This window comes from Ilumatobacter sp. (assembly GCF_965215205.1).
GTDB lineage: Bacteria > Actinomycetota > Acidimicrobiia > Acidimicrobiales > Ilumatobacteraceae > Ilumatobacter_A.
In genome coordinates this window covers 865,875-880,208 of the sequence record NZ_OZ244049.1, presented here as the reverse complement: position 1 = coordinate 880,208, position 14,334 = coordinate 865,875, and the positions used below count along the sequence as shown (strand labels likewise).

The window sequence follows — 14,334 nt, the reverse complement described above, 5'->3', positions numbered from 1 at the left end:
GTCAGCTGTAGTAGCCGGTGACGTCGACGATCAGGTCCGCGGCGCTCGCGACCCCGCCGCAGATCACGCGCACGGTCCCGTTCACGTCGACGCGCACGGTCCCGGAGTTGGCCACGACCTGGTCGTCGCCGGTCCAGTTCACCGCCGACGAGCGCACGGCGGCGACGTCGCCGGGGTTGATGGTGAGGAACCCGGAGCCGATCGTGCGCGCCGCGGTGAGGTTGTACGAGACCGCCGTCGCATCGGGCGGGACGAGCGATGCCTCGACCACCCCGCCGGTGGTCAGGTCGCGACCCGTGCGCACCGAGATCACCCGCGCCCCGCCGGCCGGGAGCGCTCCGGGGATCGGTTGCGGCGAGCGCGAGTCGTACACCCGGGTCGGGTCGATCGCCACGAAGGTGCTCGCCTGCGAGCGCCCGGCGATCCGCTGCCAGCGGTCGGTGGCGTAGCAGTACCAGAGGGTGCCGCTCGCGTCGCGCACCATCGACCCGATCGCCCCGCCCGACGTCGAGGCGACCTCGCGCGTGCCGACGAAGCGGATCTGCCCGGACCCGCGCATCGAGACGTCGGAGTCGGTGCCGACGGCGATCACGCCGGGCCCGTTCGCCGAGCGCGCGAACACACCGGTCCCGACCCCGCCGCCGCCGTGCTGGCCGTACACACCGACCCCGTCGGCGGTCTGGTCGAGACCCCACACGGCGCGGCTGGCATCGGCACCGGCGGTGAAGCCGTAGACACCGGTCTCGACCACGGAGTCGGCCAGGACGCGGCGCGCCAGCGAACCGGCCAGCTCCTCGCCGTCCGTGACGACGAAGGACGGTCCGTCGAGGATGGTGCGCGACTCCGCCGAGTTCCCGACCCCGACCCTCAGCTCGTCACCGTCGGCGGCCTCGGCACGCCCGGACGATCTGCGAGCGGCGGCGACGGCGAGCACGGCCGCGCCGGCCGTGGCGGTGACCACCGCGCGGCGGGAGCGGGCCGCGGGAACGTCCGCGCCCCCCTCCGGCCCCGACGCTCGTTCGGCGGGATGAGGGACGTCGCTGCGTTCGGTCATGGGGATCCTCCGTGGCTCGACTGCTCGCCCAGTACCCGCCGACCCGCGAGCGGAAACGGAGCGGAGGCGGCTCAGTCGCGGCGGGAGCGGAGCAGGAGGAAGGCCGCGACGGCGAGGATCGCGACGACCACGAGCACGCGCAGCAGGATCTTCACCACCCCGACGACGAGGCCGACGGCCACGATCAGCGCCACGGCGACCAGAGCCCACGCGACCACGCGGGTCACCAGCGAGCGTCCCCTCGTGTCGGCCACGACCCCAGCGTAGGTCGGCGCACCGGGGAAGCCGCTCCGCGAGCCCGCGCGCCTGCGGTCTCCCCGGGTCATCCGTGGGATCATGGACGCATGGCTGGTCTCCTGTGCCTGCAGGGTGGGCGCGAGCTCACGTCGGAGTGCGAGGACATGGACCGCTACGTGCTGCATCGGTCGCGCGCTCGCCGGGTGGCCGTGCTCGCCGGAGCGGCCCGGGTGGGATCCGACTACGCGCAGGCGTCCGAGCGGGCCCGCCGCCACTACGAGGCGCTCGGGGCGTCGGTGTCGATCGTCCCCGACCCGCGCGACGACGTGGGTGCGGCCGTGGCCGCGCTCGCCGACGACATCGGGCTCGTCGTGCTCCCGGGTGGTTCGCCGTCGAGCCTGCTCGCCGTGCTGACCGGTGAGCTGAGGGCCCGCCTCACCCACCTGCAGCACGAGGGAGCCGCGATCTCGGGCGCCTCGGCCGGGGCGATGGTGCTCTGCCAGCGGATGGCACGTCCCGATCGCGACGGCGAGGTCGTCGAGGCGCTCGGGCTGGTCGAGGGGATGGCCCTCCCGCACTGGTCGCCGGGATCGGGGGCGGGCGGGGACTCGTCGACGATCGCCTGGGGGCTCCCCGAGTGCGGCGGGGTGGTGATCGACGGGACGAGCTGCGTCGCGGTGGGGCGGGGCACCCCGTCGATCCGGGCCGGCGGCCGGTGGCGAGCGATCGAGCGAGACGACTGAGGCGGACGACCGAGCACGACCGAGCCGCGCTGACTCGCGAGGTGCTCAGAGGGTGTTCGTGATCGCTCCGGTCTCGGCGCCCTGGACGAGGCGCGCGTACTTGCCGAGCACCCCGGTGGTGTAGCGCGGCGGGTTCGGCTGCCACCCCTGGCGCCGCCGCTGCAGCTCGTCGTCGTCGACCAGCAGGTCGAGGGTCTTGGACCTCACGTCGATCAGGATCGCGTCGCCGTCGCGCACGAACGCGATCGGGCCGCCGTCCACGGCCTCGGGCGCCACGTGGCCGATGCAGAACCCCCACGTGCCCCCCGAGAAGCGGCCGTCGGTGATCAGCGCGCAGTCGCCGCCGCGCCCGGCGCCCTTCAGCGCCCCGGTGATCGCGAGCATCTCACGCATCCCCGGACCTCCCTTCGGGCCCTCGTAGCGGATCACGATCACGTCGCCGGAGCGGATCTCGCCGGCGAGGATCGCGTCCATCGCGAACGTCTCGTCGTCGAACACCCGGGCGGGACCCTCGAAGTGCATCTGGTCGGGCCCGAGCCCGGCCACCTTGACCACCGCCCCGAGAGGAGCGAGCGACCCGGTGAGCACGTTGATCCCCCCCTCGTCGTGGATCGGGGCGTCGATCGGGTGGACGACCACGCCGTCGGGCTCGGGGAGATCGAGCTGCGACAGGTTGTCGGCCATCGTGCGCCCGGTCACCGTCATGCAGTCGCCGTCGAGCATCCCGTGGTCGAGGAGGTGCTTGAGCACCATCGGGACGCCCCCGACCCGATCGAGGTCGCTCATGTGGAACTTCCCGCCCGGGGTCATGTCGGCGATGTGCGGGACCCGATCGGCGATGCGGTTGAAGTCGTCGAGGTCGAGCGCGACCCCGGCCTCGTTGGCGATCGCGAGCAGGTGCAGCACCGCGTTCGTCGATCCGCCGAGGGCCGAGGTGAGCGCGATCGCGTTCTCGAACGCCGGCTTGGTCATGATCTGGCGTGCGGTCAGCCCGATGCGCAGCATCTCGACGACGGCCTCGCCGGCTCGGCGAGCGTCGGCCTCGCGCCGCGGGTCGATCGCGGGCGGCGACGCCGAGCCCGGCAGGCTCATCCCGATCGCCTCGGCGATCGAGCTCATCGTGTTCGCGGTGAACATCCCGCTGCACGCACCCTCGCCCGGGCACGCCTTCACCTCGATCGCGTGCAGCTCGTCGTCGTCGATGGTGCCGGCCGCGTGGGCGCCGACCGCCTCGAACACCGAGGTGATGTCGAGGGCGCGTCCGTCGTGCTCACCGGGCATGATCGAGCCGTTGTAGACGAAGATCGAGGCGAGGTCGAGGCGGACCGCCGCCATCAGCATCGCGGGGATCGACTTGTCGCAGCCCGCGAGCCCGACGAAGCCGTCCAGGCGCTCGGCGTGCATCACGGTCTCGACCGAGTCGGTGATCACCTCGCGCGACACGAGCGAGGCGCGCATCCCCTCGTGCCCCATCGAGATGCCGTCGGACACCGTGATCGTGCCGAACTCCATCCCGAACCCGCCGGCCTCGTTGACGCCGGACTTCGCGTGCTGCGCGAGCTTGCGCAGCGTCATGTTGCACGGGGTGACCTCGTTCCACGACGACGCGATCGCGACCTGGGGCTTGCCCCAGTCGTCGTCGCCCATCCCGATCGCGCGCAGCATCGCCCGCGACGGCGCCTTCTGCATCCCGTCGGTCACGTCGCGCGAGCGGGGCTTCACGTCGACGGGGGTGTCGGTCTGGTCGTCGCTGGGCATGGGCGACACCGTAGTGGCGACCCACCGGTGCGTTCCGGTGCGATCCGCGCCGCCACCCGCCGCGACCACGGCGACCGCGCCGCGCGCCGGCGTGGTGCGCGACCGCGCCGTCCCCGGCAGACTGGGTCGATGGCCGTCGTGAGGGAGACGAAGCTGCCGGGGGTGGGCGTGAAGCACGACTTCACGACCGAGGACGGACGCGAGGTGGGGGTGCTGGTGCACCGCGACGGGCGTCGCGACGTATTCGTCTACGCCGCGGACGATCCGGACCGGTGCGCGATGCAGGTCAGCTTCAGCGCGACCGACACGCGCACGGTCGCCGAGCTGCTCGGCACGAGCCAGGTGAACGCAGCGGTCGACGCCGTGCAGCAGGAGCTCGAGGGGCTCGCGATCGAGTGGCTCCGGATCGACCCCGCGTCGTCGGTCACCGGTCGCACCATCGGCGACGGCGCCTTCCGCACGCGCACCGGGGTGTCGGTCGTCGCGGTCATCCGCGACGACACCGCGATCCCGGCTCCCGAGCCCGACCTCGCCCTGCGCGGCGGCGACGTCGTCGTGTGCGTCGGCACCATCGACGGCCTGGCGCGGATGCGCGACCTCGTCGCTCCGAGCTGAGGACCGACCACCGTGCTCGCCGCCGGCAGCTCCGAGGCGGCGCTCGCCTTCATCGAGATCGGCGCGGTCGTGCTCGGCCTGGCGCTGCTCTCGCGCGTGGCCGGTCGCATCGGGCTGACCGCCGTCCCGCTGTACCTGGTGGCGGGACTCGCGTTCGGTGACGGCGGGATCGCGGAGATCGACGTCAGCGAGGAGTTCATCTCGCTCGGCGCCGAGATCGGGGTGCTGCTGCTGCTGTTCTCGCTCGGCCTCGAGTACTCCGAGTCCGAGCTGCGCAGCGGGCTGCGGACCGGGGTGCCGCCGGGTCTCGTCGACATGCTCGCGAACGCCACCCCCGGGGTGGTGCTCGGGCTGCTCCTCGGGTGGGAGCCGCTGGCGGCGGTGCTGCTCGGAGGGGTCACGTGGATCTCCTCCAGCGGGATCATCTCCAAGGTCCTCGCCGACCTCGGTCGCCTCGCCAACCGCGAGACGCCCGCGATCCTCAACCTCCTCGTCATCGAGGACCTCGCGATGGCCGTCTACCTCCCCGTCGTCGCGGCGCTGATCGTCGGGGGGACGGCCGCGGAGATCTCCACGAGCGTCGCGATCGCCCTCGTCACGGTGGTGGTCATCCTGTACGCCGCCCTGCGCTTCGGCGGGGTGCTGACCTCCGTGCTCGGGCGCGGCTCGGACGAGTCGCTGCTGCTCGGGGTGTTCGGCGTGACCCTGCTCGTCGCCGGCGTCGCCCAGTCGCTCGAGGTCTCGGGGGCGATCGGCGCGTTCCTCGTCGGCATCGCCCTGTCGGGCCCGGTCGCCGAGCGCACCGAGCGGCTCGTCAGCCCCCTGCAGGACCTGTTCGCAGCCACCTTCTTCGTCTTCTTCTCGTTCCAGATCGACCCCGCCGACCTGTTCGCCTCCGCCCTCCCGGCGATCGCCCTGGCCGTGGTCACGATGGCCTGCAAGTTCGCGACCGGGTGGTTCGCCGGCGCCCGGATCGGCGCGGGGCGGCGCGGTCGCGTCCGGGTGGGCACGGCGCTGATGGCGCGCGGCGAGTTCTCGATCGTCATCGCGGCCCTCGGCGTCGATCTCGCCGACGGTCCCGAGCTGGGTGCGCTCGCCGCCGGCTACGTCCTGGTCACGGCGATCGCCGGCCCGGTCGCCGCTCGCTTCGCGGACCGCATCCCCCTCCCGGCGGCGAGCGCCACCGCCTGACGAGGGGTCTCGAGCCGCCCCGCCCGCGACCCCCCCCGCTGCGTGCGCGGTCGATGTGGCCTGCGTCATCCCACCGACCCGTGCGACGTCAGCACGATGCTCACGTGCCCGCACGACCGGGCGATGTCGAGGTGGTGGTCGGCGGCGCCCTCCTTCCTCGGTCGTCCCCGCCGTCACTAGGTTCGTCACGATGATCACGTCGACCGAGCACATCAGCCGGACGCGCGACGGCGTCCAGCAGCTCCGCCGTCGCTGGAGCCCGATCGGCGAGCCCCGTGCCGCGATGCTGATCGTCCACGGGATCGGCGAGCACAGCGGACGCTACGAGCACGTCGGCTCGGGGTTCGCCGCAGCGGGGATCGACGTCGTCGCCCACGACCAGCGCGGCTTCGGGCGCAGCGGCGGCGACCGCGGGCACGTGGACTCCTTCGACGACCTGGTCGACGACGTCGACGCCCTGATCGTCGAGCGTCGCGAGCTCGGCCACCCGACCGTGCTGATGGGCCACTCGATGGGCGGCCTGGTCGTCGCCGCCCACCTCACCGGGGAGCGACCGCAGCCCGATCTCGCCGTCCTCAGCGCTCCCGCTCTCGCCGCGCGCATCCCGGCGTGGCAGCGGGCGCTCGCCCCCACGCTCGGGACCCTGCTCCCGCGCCTCTCCGTCCCCGCCGACTTCGACGGCGCGCTGCTCTCGCGCGACCCCCGGGTCCAGACCGCCTACGAGGCCGATCCGCTGCGCGTCCCGTCGTCGAGCGCCCGGCTCGGGCGGGAGATCCTGCGCACGATGGGGTCCGTCGCCGGTTCCCTCGATCGGATCGACGTGCCGACCTACGTGCTCCACGGCTCCGACGACGCCCTCGTCCCGCCCGAGGCATCCGGCGCGCTCGGCGAGCTCGACGTGGTGACGCGGCGCGTGTGGGACGGGTTGCGCCACGAGTGCCTGAACGAACCCGAGCGCGACGATGTCATCGCGGAGATCGTCGACTGGCTCGAGCTCCACCTGGGCACGGCGACGCGCGGTCGCTGAGCGCTCCGGCGACGGGGGCTCGAGTCGATCAGGTCCGGCGAGAGCGCAGCAGCGCCGTCACGGCCTTGCCGTCGGCCTGTCCGCGCGACGCCTTCATCACCGCGCCGACGAGCGCTCCCATCGCCTTGTCCTCCCCCGCGCGGTACTTCTCCCACGCGTCCGGGTTCGACGCGATCGCGTCGTCGACCATCGACTCGAGCTCGGTGGACTTCATCGCCTCGAAGCCCCGGTCGGCCGCGATCGCGTCCGGGTCGCGCTCGAGCTCGCCGGCGACCATCGCGTCGAGCACGGTCTTGGCCTGCGTCGCGGTCAGCTCGCCGGCGGCCTCCATCGAGGTCAGGCGTGCCAGGCGCGCCGCGGGGACGACCGCGCTCGCCTCGGGCGCCTCCTTGACGTGCTTCATCGCGAGGGCGACGTCGCCGCCGTGCGCGCCGACGTCGAGGACGTGGTCGTCGACGTCACGCTCGACGAGGAGCATGACCACCTCGGAGTCCGGGCGCTGGCCCGACGCCTCGGCGAGGCGGGCGCGCCGGGCGGCCGGCAGGATCGGGAGCGCGGCGCGGACCCGCTCGATCCACGCCGGGTCCGGGTCGACGACGACGAGGTCGGGCTCGGGGAAGTAGCGGTAGTCGTCGGCGTCCTCCTTCGACCGGAGGGTGTGCGTGCGCCCGTCGTCCTCGTCCCAGTGGCGCGTCTGCTGGACGACCTCGTCGCCGGCCTCGTGGAGCGAGATCTGGCGTCGCGCCTCGTAGTCGATGGCGCGGCCGAGCGAGCGGACCGAGTTGACGTTCTTGATCTCGCAGCGCGTCCGGAAGTCGCCGCCGGGGCGGCGCACGCTGACGTTCGCGTCGACGCGCATCGACCCCTCCTCCATCTTCGCATCGGAGGCGCCGACGGCGACGAGGATCGCGCGCAGCTCGGTGACGTAGGCGCGGGCCTGGTCGGGGTGACGGATGTCGGGCCGGCTGACGATCTCGACCAGCGGCACCCCCGCCCGGTTGAAGTCGATCAGGGAGTGCTCGGAGCCGTGGATGCGGCCCCCCGCTCCTCCGACGTGGGTCGACTTCCCGGTGTCCTCCTCGAGGTGGGCGCGCTCGATGCCGACCCGGAACCCGTCGGGGAGGTCGAGCCAGCCGTCGGCGTTGATCGGCTGGTCGTACTGGGAGATCTGGTACGCCTTGGGCATGTCGGGGTAGAAGTAGTTCTTGCGCGCGAACATCGAGCGCTGCACGCGACACTCGAGCGCGAGGCCGAGCCGCATCGCCAGCTCGACGGCGTGGCGGTTGAGCACCGGGAGCGCCCCGGGGAGCCCGAGCGTGACGGGGTCGATGTTCGTGTTCGGTGCGTCGCCGAAGCGGTTCGGCGAGGCCGAGAAGAGCTTCGTCGCGGTCGCGAGCTCCACGTGGACCTCGAGCCCGACGACCATCTCCCAGCCGTCGTGGGTCCAGCGCTCGTGGTCGGCGTTGGACGGGTGGAAGTCGTCGTCGTTGACGTAGGCGACCGTCACGGCGCGCTCCTCTCGAGCTCGGCGGCCACCGCGAACATCCGTGCCTCCTCCAGCGCCGGGGCGAGGATCTGCACCCCGACGGGGAGCCCGGCGTCACCCGTCCCGAACGGGACGCTCATCGCCGGGTCGCCCGACAGGTTGGACGGGATCGTGTACGTGTCGCAGAGGTACATCGCGAGCGGGTCGGCCGCCTTGTCGCCGACCGCGAAGGCGACCGTCGGCGACGCCGGGGTCAGCAGGACGTCGCAGCTCGCGTAGGCGGCGGCGAAGTCGTTCGCGATCAGGCGGCGCACCCTCTGGGCGCGCCCGTAGTAGGCGTCGTAGTAGCCCGCCGAGAGCGCGTACGTCCCGAGCACGATCCGCCGCTTCACCTCGTCGCCGAACCCGTCGGTGCGCGTCGCCACGTACATCCGATCGGTGTCGGGGGCGCTCACCCGGTTGCCGAAGCGGACGCCGTCGAAGCGCGCCAGGTTGCTCGACGCCTCGGCCGGCGCGATGAGGTAGTAGGCGGTCAGCCCGTAGCCGAAGGCGGGGACCTCGACGTCGACGATCTCGGCCCCGTTCACGGCGAGCACGTCGAACGCCTCGTCGAGTCGGGACTGGACGTCGGGCGACGCCCCGGCGGGCAGGTCGGTGATCCGTCCGACCCGCGTCCCGGCGACCCCCACGTCGAGGCGGCCGCCGACGTCGAACGGGGGCCGCTCGATGCTGGTCGAGTCACCCGGGTCGTGGCCCGAGATGGCCTGCAGGGCGAGCGCGGCGTCCGCAACGGTGCGCGCGAAGGGCCCGATCTGATCGAGGCTCGAACCGAACGCGACGAGACCGAGCCGGCTGACGAGGCCGTAGGTGGGCTTGACCCCGACCGTGCCGCACAGCGCCGCCGGTTGGCGGATCGACCCCCCGGTGTCGGAACCGAGCGCGATCGGGGCGAACCCGGCGGCGACGGCGGCGGCGGAGCCTCCCGACGACCCTCCCGGGACGCGGGTCGTGTCGTGGGGGTTGCGCGTCGGCCCGAACGCCGAGTTCTCGGTGCTCGAGCCCATCGCGAACTCGTCGAGGTTGGTCTTGCCGACGACCACGGCCCCGGCGTCGTGCAGGCGGATGACGACCGTCGCGTCGTAGGGCGGGCGCCAGTCGCCGAGGATCCGCGACGAACACGTCGTGGGGATCCCCCGGGTGCACACGTTGTCCTTCAGCGCGACCGGGACGCCGGCGAGCGGGCCCGGGTCGACGCCGCTCGCGCGCAGCTCGTCGAGCTCGCTCGCCCGCCGGCGCGCCTCGTCGGCGAGCACCAGGTTGAACGCGTGGATCTCGTCGTCGCGCTCGGCGATGCGCGCCAGGTGCCGCTCGACGACGTCGAGCGCGTCGACGACCCCGGCGCGCACGTCGGAGGCGATGCTCGCCGCCGTCTCGCCGCCGTGCCCTGGGTCGTTCGCGTCGCTCATCCGTCGAGTCCGAGGATCGGCGGGACGCGGAACCGGTCGTCCTCGGCCACGGGTGCGGCTGCGAGCACCTCGGCACGATCGAGCGTCTCGCCGACGACGTCGTCGCGCATGACGTTCACCAGGTCGCTCGGGTTGCTCATCGGCTCGACGCCGTCGAGGTCGAGGGCGTCGATGTCGGCGAAGTGCTCGAGCATCGCGCCCAGCTCGCGCGAGGCGGTCGAGAGCTCCTCGGGGGTCAGCTCGAGTCGGGCGAGGCGGGCCACCTTGGCGACGTCGGCGGCGGAGATCTGGTCGGGCACGGCGACCGAGGATACCGCTGGCCGGCGACGCGTCCGGCGGTGCCCGGTGCGGCACCGCCCGACCGGCGGCTCGCGCGGGTCGTGCGCCGGCACGGGCGCGGCCCACCTCGATCGCGGACCCGACCGCGGCCCACGGGTTCGATCCGCCCGCAGGCGTCCTGGGACGATGGGGCATGGACCCACGCGAGACCCTCTCCGCCATCGCCGCGCCGACCGGTGACATCGGCGCCTCCTTCTACTTCGACCCCGCCACGGTCGCGGCGGGCAGGGAGATCGGCCTCGACGGCTTCAAGTTCTACATCCTCGGCCGTGGCGGGGCGCTCGGCGACGTGCCCGCCGCCGTCGTCACCTCGGCGTTCGGCTACTTCGAGCCGAACCTGATCCAGGCCCAGTGGGACAAGGCCCGGGCGATCGTCGACCCGGCCACGGCGGCCCAGGCGTACTTCGACGAGTGCGGTCGACGCGGGTCGGAGCGCTTCGCCGACCTCGACGGGCTCGACGCCTACGTGGACGCCGCCGACGAGGTGATCGCGCACGCGGACCTGGCGGGGCGACCCCTGTTCGCCGGGATCTCGACGCTGCGCTGCGCGACCGACGACCCGGCCGCCTGCGCCGCCCAGAAGGCCGCCGTGCTGCGCGAGCTGCGCGGCAGCGCCCACCTCGTCGCGGTGCTCGCCAGCGGGCTGACCGATGCGCAGGCCCACTCGATCAAGCGGCCCGACGACGTGGCGCTCTTCGGGTGGTCGGAGCCGCCGTCGCTGCCCTCCGACGCCGACGAGCGCATGGCGAGCGCCGAGGAGGTGACCGACACCATGCTGGTGGGCGCGTTCGCCACCCTCGACGACGTCCGCGCCGACGCCCTGATCTCGGGCACCCGGTCGATGCACGCTCGCCTCGGGGACGGCGCGTCCGGCTGATCGCCCTCGGGCGGCGGCGCCGCGGCGGGTGCCGTCGACCGTGGCCGCGGCGCGTCGGCAGCTCGACGGGACGATGTCGACGGATCGACGTTGATCGACGCGCCCGACGCTGCGACGCTCGTGGTCGTGGCGACCCACCTGAGAGCCCCCGAAGCCGCCCGTCGTCTCGGTGTCACGCCGGCGACGCTCTACACCTACGTGAGCCGCGGGAAGGTGTCGCGCTCGCTCGGGGCCGACGGGCGGACGTCGCTGTTCGACCTCGACGAGATCGAGGCGATGGCGGCACGGTCGAGCCGACCGACGCCTCCCCCGCCCTCGATCGACGTGCGCATCTCCACCTCCGTGACGCGCCTCGACGAGACCGGCCTGCTGTACCGGGGGATCGCGGTCGAGGACCTGCTCGATGCCGGCTTCGAGCGCGTCGCCGAGCTGCTGTGGTCGGCGACGCTGCCGGCCGGCCCGGTCCGCTGGGCCGCGCTCACGCCCTCCGCGGTCGCGGGCGAGCACGGCGGCGATCGCGGCGAGCCGGGCGCCCGGACCCCGACGCTGATGAGCGTGATCCGCCTCGCGACGCGGCTGGCCGAGTCGCTCGAGGACGAACGGACCCACCACCCCGACGGATCCGATCGCTCCGAGCGCGGTTCGACGATCGCGCTGACCCGCGCGCTCCTCGCCACGGCCGCCGGCGGAACCGGGGCGCCGGGGAGCACGATCGCGCTCGGCCTCGCCCGCCGGTGGTCGTGCGACCCCGACACCGACCCCGACGCCGAGCTCGTCCGGGCGATCGACGCGGCCCTCGTCCTGCTCGCCGACCACGAGCTCGCCACCAGCACCCTGGCGGTGCGCGTGGCGACGTCGGTGCGCTCCTCGGCGGCCGCCTCGCTGATCGCCGGCCTCGCGACCGTGCAGGGTCGGCTCCACGGCTCCGCCTCGCGCGACGTGGTGGACCTGCTCGCCGAAGCGGGTCGCGACGGCGCGGACGCCGCCCTCGAGCGCCGGCGCGATCGGGGCGGGACGACCCCCGGGTTCGGGCACGCGATCTACCAGCGGCGCGATCCCCGCGTCGCTCCGCTGCTCGAACGGGTGCGCGCCCTCCCCGACCGCGACGGCCGGCTGGAGGTGGTCGAGGAGGTGCTCGCCGCCTCGGGGTCGATCGTGGCCGCCAGCCCGAACGTCGACCTCGCGCTCGGCGCCCTGATCCACGTCGGCGGGATGCCCCCGACCGCTCCCCTGTTCGCGATCGCGCGCATCGCCGGGTGGACCGCGCACCGCATCGAGGAGCTCGACGAACGGCCCCTGCGCTTCCGGGGCATGGCCCACTGAGGGCGGCTCGCCGGCTCCGGGTCCCCCGGGCGGCGGCTCCGATACGGTCTCGACGTGAGGATCATGCTGATCGTCAACTCGTTCGCGTCGTCGGTGACGGCGCGCAACACCGTCGTCGTCCACCGGCGCCTCGGCGAGGGCGTGCTCGACGGTTCGTCGTCACCGCGCCGCCACGACGTCGAGATCGTCGAGACGAACCGGCGCGGGCACGCCACGCGCTTCGCCCACGACGCAGCCCGACGCGGCCTCGACGTCGTCATCGGGTACGGCGGTGACGGGACGCTCAACGAGGTCGCGACCGGGATCGCCGGCAGCGACACCGCGCTCGGGGTCCTCCCCGGCGGATCGACGAACGTCTTCGCCCGCACCATCGGGCTGCCCAACGACCCGGTGGTCGCGGTCGAGCGGCTCGTCGCGGGGATCGACGCCCGCGACTTCCGATCGATCGGCCTCGGTCAGGTGAACGGCCGCTACTTCTGCTTCCACGCCGGCGTGGGGTTCGACGCCGCGGTCGTGCAGGCGGTCGAGCGGCACGGCTCGCTGAAGCGCTGGCTCGGCCACCCCCTGTTCATCTCCTCGGCGCTGTCGACCTGGGCTCGCGGCTACGACCGGACCCGCCCGCACTTCTCGGTCTCCGGCGATGGCGGGCACCTCGACGACGGCTACTTCACGATCGTGCTGAACACCAACCCGTACACCTACCTCGGCAACCGCCCGCTCGACCTGTCACCCCACGCGGAGCTCGACCAGCGCCTCGTGGCGATCACCTTCACGACGCTGCGTGCGAGAGCGCTCGTGGCCTCGCTGGCCGGGGCGCTGCGTGGCGGCGGGGTGCGTCCGGCTCCCCACCTCGACGTGCGCACCGACGTCGAGCACCTCGTCGTCGCCCACGACGAGCCGTTCCCCTACCAGCTCGACGGCGACGCCCTCGGGAGCACCGACCGCCTCGAGTTCACCCACGTGCCCGACGCGGTCCGGCTCGTGTTCCCCAGCGCGGGCTGACCTCGGGGGCAGCGCCCCCGCGGCCGAGGGCCGACAGCGCGACGTCGACGGCGTCGGTGCACGCGCCGTCGACGCCCATCGAGGCGAACTCGACGAGTCGCTCCGGATCGTCGCAGGTCCACACGTTGACCGCGAGCCCCTCGGCGTGGCACGCCGCGACGGCACCGAGGTCGGTGGCTCCGTGGAACGGGTGCAGCGCGTGGTGCCCCACGGCGACAGCGGCGGCGATCGCCCGTGCGTCCGGGCGCTCGACGAGGAGCGCCGTGGCGATGTCGGGTGCGACGTCACGGCACCGTGCCACGGTCTCGGGCGAGAACGACGACACCACGAACCGCGACGGCTCGCCATGGCGACGGGCGGCCTCGACGGTCGGCTCGACCACCGCCATCGAGGCGTCGTGACCTCCGTCCCACGGCGAGTTCTTGATCTCGATGTTGACGAGCATCCGGTCGCCGCACGCCTCGAGCACCTCGTCGAGCCCGCTGGTGCGCGGATCGCTCGCCTCCACGGGGTCGTGCGCGACGACGAGGCGCGGCGCGCCCGGGTCCACCAGGCGGACGTCGAGCTCGACCGCGTCCGCCCCCGCCGCGTCCGCTGCGGCGAAGGCCTCCGGGCTGTTCTCGCGGCACTCGTGGGCGGTGCCTCGATGCGCGATCACGAGCATCCGGGGAGTCTCGCAGGAGGTCGACGCCGGCCGACGGATCCACGCCGGCGCCATCGGTGCCCGGCGGGACGCTCCACGAAGGACAGACGTCACAGATCGCCCCCTTGCGGCGCGGAGCGCTCTGCGCCTACTTTCTCGCCCGGCGGGGGGCACATCAACGGTTCCGCGCAGAAGCACCGATCGCCGAGGGGGTTCGCGCCTGCTCGGCCCGAGCACCCACGAGGGGAACCCGAACGTGTCGATCCTTGCGTCCAGCCTGGCTCTCGGAGCCGCCGACTACGACTGGCGCGACGACGCCGTGTGCCGAGACACCGATCCGGCGCTGTTCTTCCCGGTCGGGACGACGGGCAACGCGCTGGTGCAGATCGATCACGCCAAGGACACCTGCGGGCAGTGCACCGTGGCCCAGGAGTGCCTCGGCTTCGCGCTCGACACCAACCAGGATTCCGGCATCTGGGGCGGGCTGACCGAGGAGGAGCGACGCGTCATCCGGCGCCGGCGCGTCGCCGAGGCCCGCGCCGCCCGCCGCGCCACCGCCTGACGCCCGACCCC

The 14,334-nt window shown here is 73.5% G+C and carries 15 protein-coding genes; 8 read left to right on the top strand and 7 right to left on the bottom strand.

Features of this window, described 5'->3' with window-relative positions; translation table 11 throughout:
• Position 1: 1 nt before the first annotated feature.
• The gene (locus ACOOHC_RS04190; RefSeq protein WP_420452760.1) at positions 2-1,054 is read right to left on the bottom strand and encodes a hypothetical protein; all 1,053 of its coding nucleotides are present in this window, start codon (positions 1,052-1,054) and stop codon (positions 2-4) included.
• 71 nt (positions 1,055-1,125) lie between these two features.
• Positions 1,126-1,308: a hypothetical protein gene (locus ACOOHC_RS04185; protein WP_420452759.1), complete on the bottom strand. Its 183-nt coding sequence runs from the start codon at positions 1,306-1,308 to the stop codon at positions 1,126-1,128.
• Positions 1,309-1,398: 90 nt separating this feature from the next.
• Here ACOOHC_RS04185 and ACOOHC_RS04180 point away from each other — a divergent pair, with 90 nt between their 5' ends.
• Entirely contained in the window at positions 1,399-2,034 is a 636-nt protein-coding gene (locus ACOOHC_RS04180; RefSeq protein WP_420452758.1) for a Type 1 glutamine amidotransferase-like domain-containing protein, read from the top strand.
• Positions 2,035-2,079: 45 nt separating this feature from the next.
• On the opposite strand, the gene ilvD is transcribed toward ACOOHC_RS04180, so the two are convergent.
• The gene (ilvD, locus tag ACOOHC_RS04175; RefSeq protein WP_420452757.1) at positions 2,080-3,792 is read right to left on the bottom strand and encodes a dihydroxy-acid dehydratase; all 1,713 of its coding nucleotides are present in this window, start codon (positions 3,790-3,792) and stop codon (positions 2,080-2,082) included.
• A 129-nt stretch (positions 3,793-3,921) separates the two neighbouring features.
• Here ilvD and ACOOHC_RS04170 point away from each other — a divergent pair, with 129 nt between their 5' ends.
• The 3 genes from ACOOHC_RS04170 to ACOOHC_RS04160 all read left to right on the top strand — a co-directional run bounded on the left by ACOOHC_RS04170 (position 3,922) and on the right by ACOOHC_RS04160 (position 6,625).
• Entirely contained in the window at positions 3,922-4,407 is a 486-nt protein-coding gene (locus ACOOHC_RS04170) for a cation:proton antiporter regulatory subunit (protein WP_420452756.1), read from the top strand.
• Between the two features lie 12 nt (positions 4,408-4,419).
• Entirely contained in the window at positions 4,420-5,598 is a 1,179-nt protein-coding gene (locus ACOOHC_RS04165; protein ID WP_420452755.1) for a cation:proton antiporter, read from the top strand.
• Positions 5,599-5,788: 190 nt separating this feature from the next.
• Positions 5,789-6,625, top strand: coding sequence for a lysophospholipase (locus ACOOHC_RS04160; protein WP_420452754.1), 837 nt, complete (start codon positions 5,789-5,791; stop codon positions 6,623-6,625).
• A gap of 28 nt (positions 6,626-6,653) precedes the next feature.
• Here ACOOHC_RS04160 and gatB read toward each other — a convergent pair whose 3' ends face one another.
• The 3 genes from gatB to gatC all read right to left on the bottom strand — a co-directional run bounded on the left by gatB (position 6,654) and on the right by gatC (position 9,876).
• Entirely contained in the window at positions 6,654-8,051 is a 1,398-nt protein-coding gene (gene gatB, locus ACOOHC_RS04155; RefSeq protein WP_420453854.1) for an Asp-tRNA(Asn)/Glu-tRNA(Gln) amidotransferase subunit GatB, read from the bottom strand.
• 77 nt (positions 8,052-8,128) lie between these two features.
• Entirely contained in the window at positions 8,129-9,577 is a 1,449-nt protein-coding gene (gene gatA, locus ACOOHC_RS04150; protein ID WP_420452753.1) for an Asp-tRNA(Asn)/Glu-tRNA(Gln) amidotransferase subunit GatA, read from the bottom strand.
• Positions 9,574-9,876, bottom strand: coding sequence for an Asp-tRNA(Asn)/Glu-tRNA(Gln) amidotransferase subunit GatC (gene gatC / locus ACOOHC_RS04145; protein ID WP_420452752.1), 303 nt, complete (start codon positions 9,874-9,876; stop codon positions 9,574-9,576). Before gatC ends, gatA begins: the two co-directional genes overlap by 4 nt.
• A 173-nt stretch (positions 9,877-10,049) precedes the next feature.
• Between gatC and ACOOHC_RS04140 the strand changes: the two genes are divergently transcribed.
• From ACOOHC_RS04140 to ACOOHC_RS04130, 3 genes are all read left to right on the top strand, one after another.
• Positions 10,050-10,793, top strand: coding sequence for an SCO6745 family protein (locus ACOOHC_RS04140; RefSeq protein ID WP_420452751.1), 744 nt, complete (start codon positions 10,050-10,052; stop codon positions 10,791-10,793).
• 90 nt (positions 10,794-10,883) lie between these two features.
• Positions 10,884-12,116 (top strand): citrate/2-methylcitrate synthase, encoded by a 1,233-nt coding sequence (locus ACOOHC_RS04135; RefSeq protein ID WP_420452750.1) that lies wholly within the window; start codon positions 10,884-10,886, stop codon positions 12,114-12,116.
• Between the two features lie 63 nt (positions 12,117-12,179).
• Entirely contained in the window at positions 12,180-13,118 is a 939-nt protein-coding gene (locus tag ACOOHC_RS04130; RefSeq protein WP_420453853.1) for a diacylglycerol/lipid kinase family protein, read from the top strand.
• Here the strand turns inward: ACOOHC_RS04130 and ACOOHC_RS04125 are convergent.
• Complete coding sequence (locus ACOOHC_RS04125) at positions 13,069-13,782, bottom strand: glycerophosphodiester phosphodiesterase (RefSeq protein ID WP_420452749.1); 714 nt, start codon at positions 13,780-13,782, stop codon at positions 13,069-13,071. The two genes, ACOOHC_RS04130 and ACOOHC_RS04125, sit on opposite strands and share 50 nt — an antisense overlap.
• Before the next feature lie 235 nt (positions 13,783-14,017).
• On the opposite strand from ACOOHC_RS04125, the gene ACOOHC_RS04120 reads away from it, so the two are divergent.
• Positions 14,018-14,323: a WhiB family transcriptional regulator gene (locus ACOOHC_RS04120; RefSeq protein ID WP_420452748.1), complete on the top strand. Its 306-nt coding sequence runs from the start codon at positions 14,018-14,020 to the stop codon at positions 14,321-14,323.
• Positions 14,324-14,334 lie beyond the last annotated feature (11 nt).

Coding starts and splice junctions, on each gene's coding strand:
- ACOOHC_RS04190 (WP_420452760.1), bottom strand. CDS start 1,054: ATGACCGAACGCAGCGACGTCCCTCATCCCGCCGAACGAGCGTCGGGG.
- ACOOHC_RS04180 (WP_420452758.1), top strand. CDS start 1,399: ATGGCTGGTCTCCTGTGCCTGCAGGGTGGGCGCGAGCTCACGTCGGAG.
- ilvD (WP_420452757.1), bottom strand. CDS start 3,792: ATGCCCAGCGACGACCAGACCGACACCCCCGTCGACGTGAAGCCCCGC.
- ACOOHC_RS04170 (WP_420452756.1), top strand. CDS start 3,922: ATGGCCGTCGTGAGGGAGACGAAGCTGCCGGGGGTGGGCGTGAAGCAC.
- ACOOHC_RS04160 (WP_420452754.1), top strand. CDS start 5,789: ATGATCACGTCGACCGAGCACATCAGCCGGACGCGCGACGGCGTCCAG.
- gatB (WP_420453854.1), bottom strand. CDS start 8,051: ATGGTCGTCGGGCTCGAGGTCCACGTGGAGCTCGCGACCGCGACGAAG.
- gatA (WP_420452753.1), bottom strand. CDS start 9,577: ATGAGCGACGCGAACGACCCAGGGCACGGCGGCGAGACGGCGGCGAGC.
- ACOOHC_RS04140 (WP_420452751.1), top strand. CDS start 10,050: ATGGACCCACGCGAGACCCTCTCCGCCATCGCCGCGCCGACCGGTGAC.
- ACOOHC_RS04130 (WP_420453853.1), top strand. CDS start 12,180: ATGCTGATCGTCAACTCGTTCGCGTCGTCGGTGACGGCGCGCAACACC.
- ACOOHC_RS04125 (WP_420452749.1), bottom strand. CDS start 13,782: ATGCTCGTGATCGCGCATCGAGGCACCGCCCACGAGTGCCGCGAGAAC.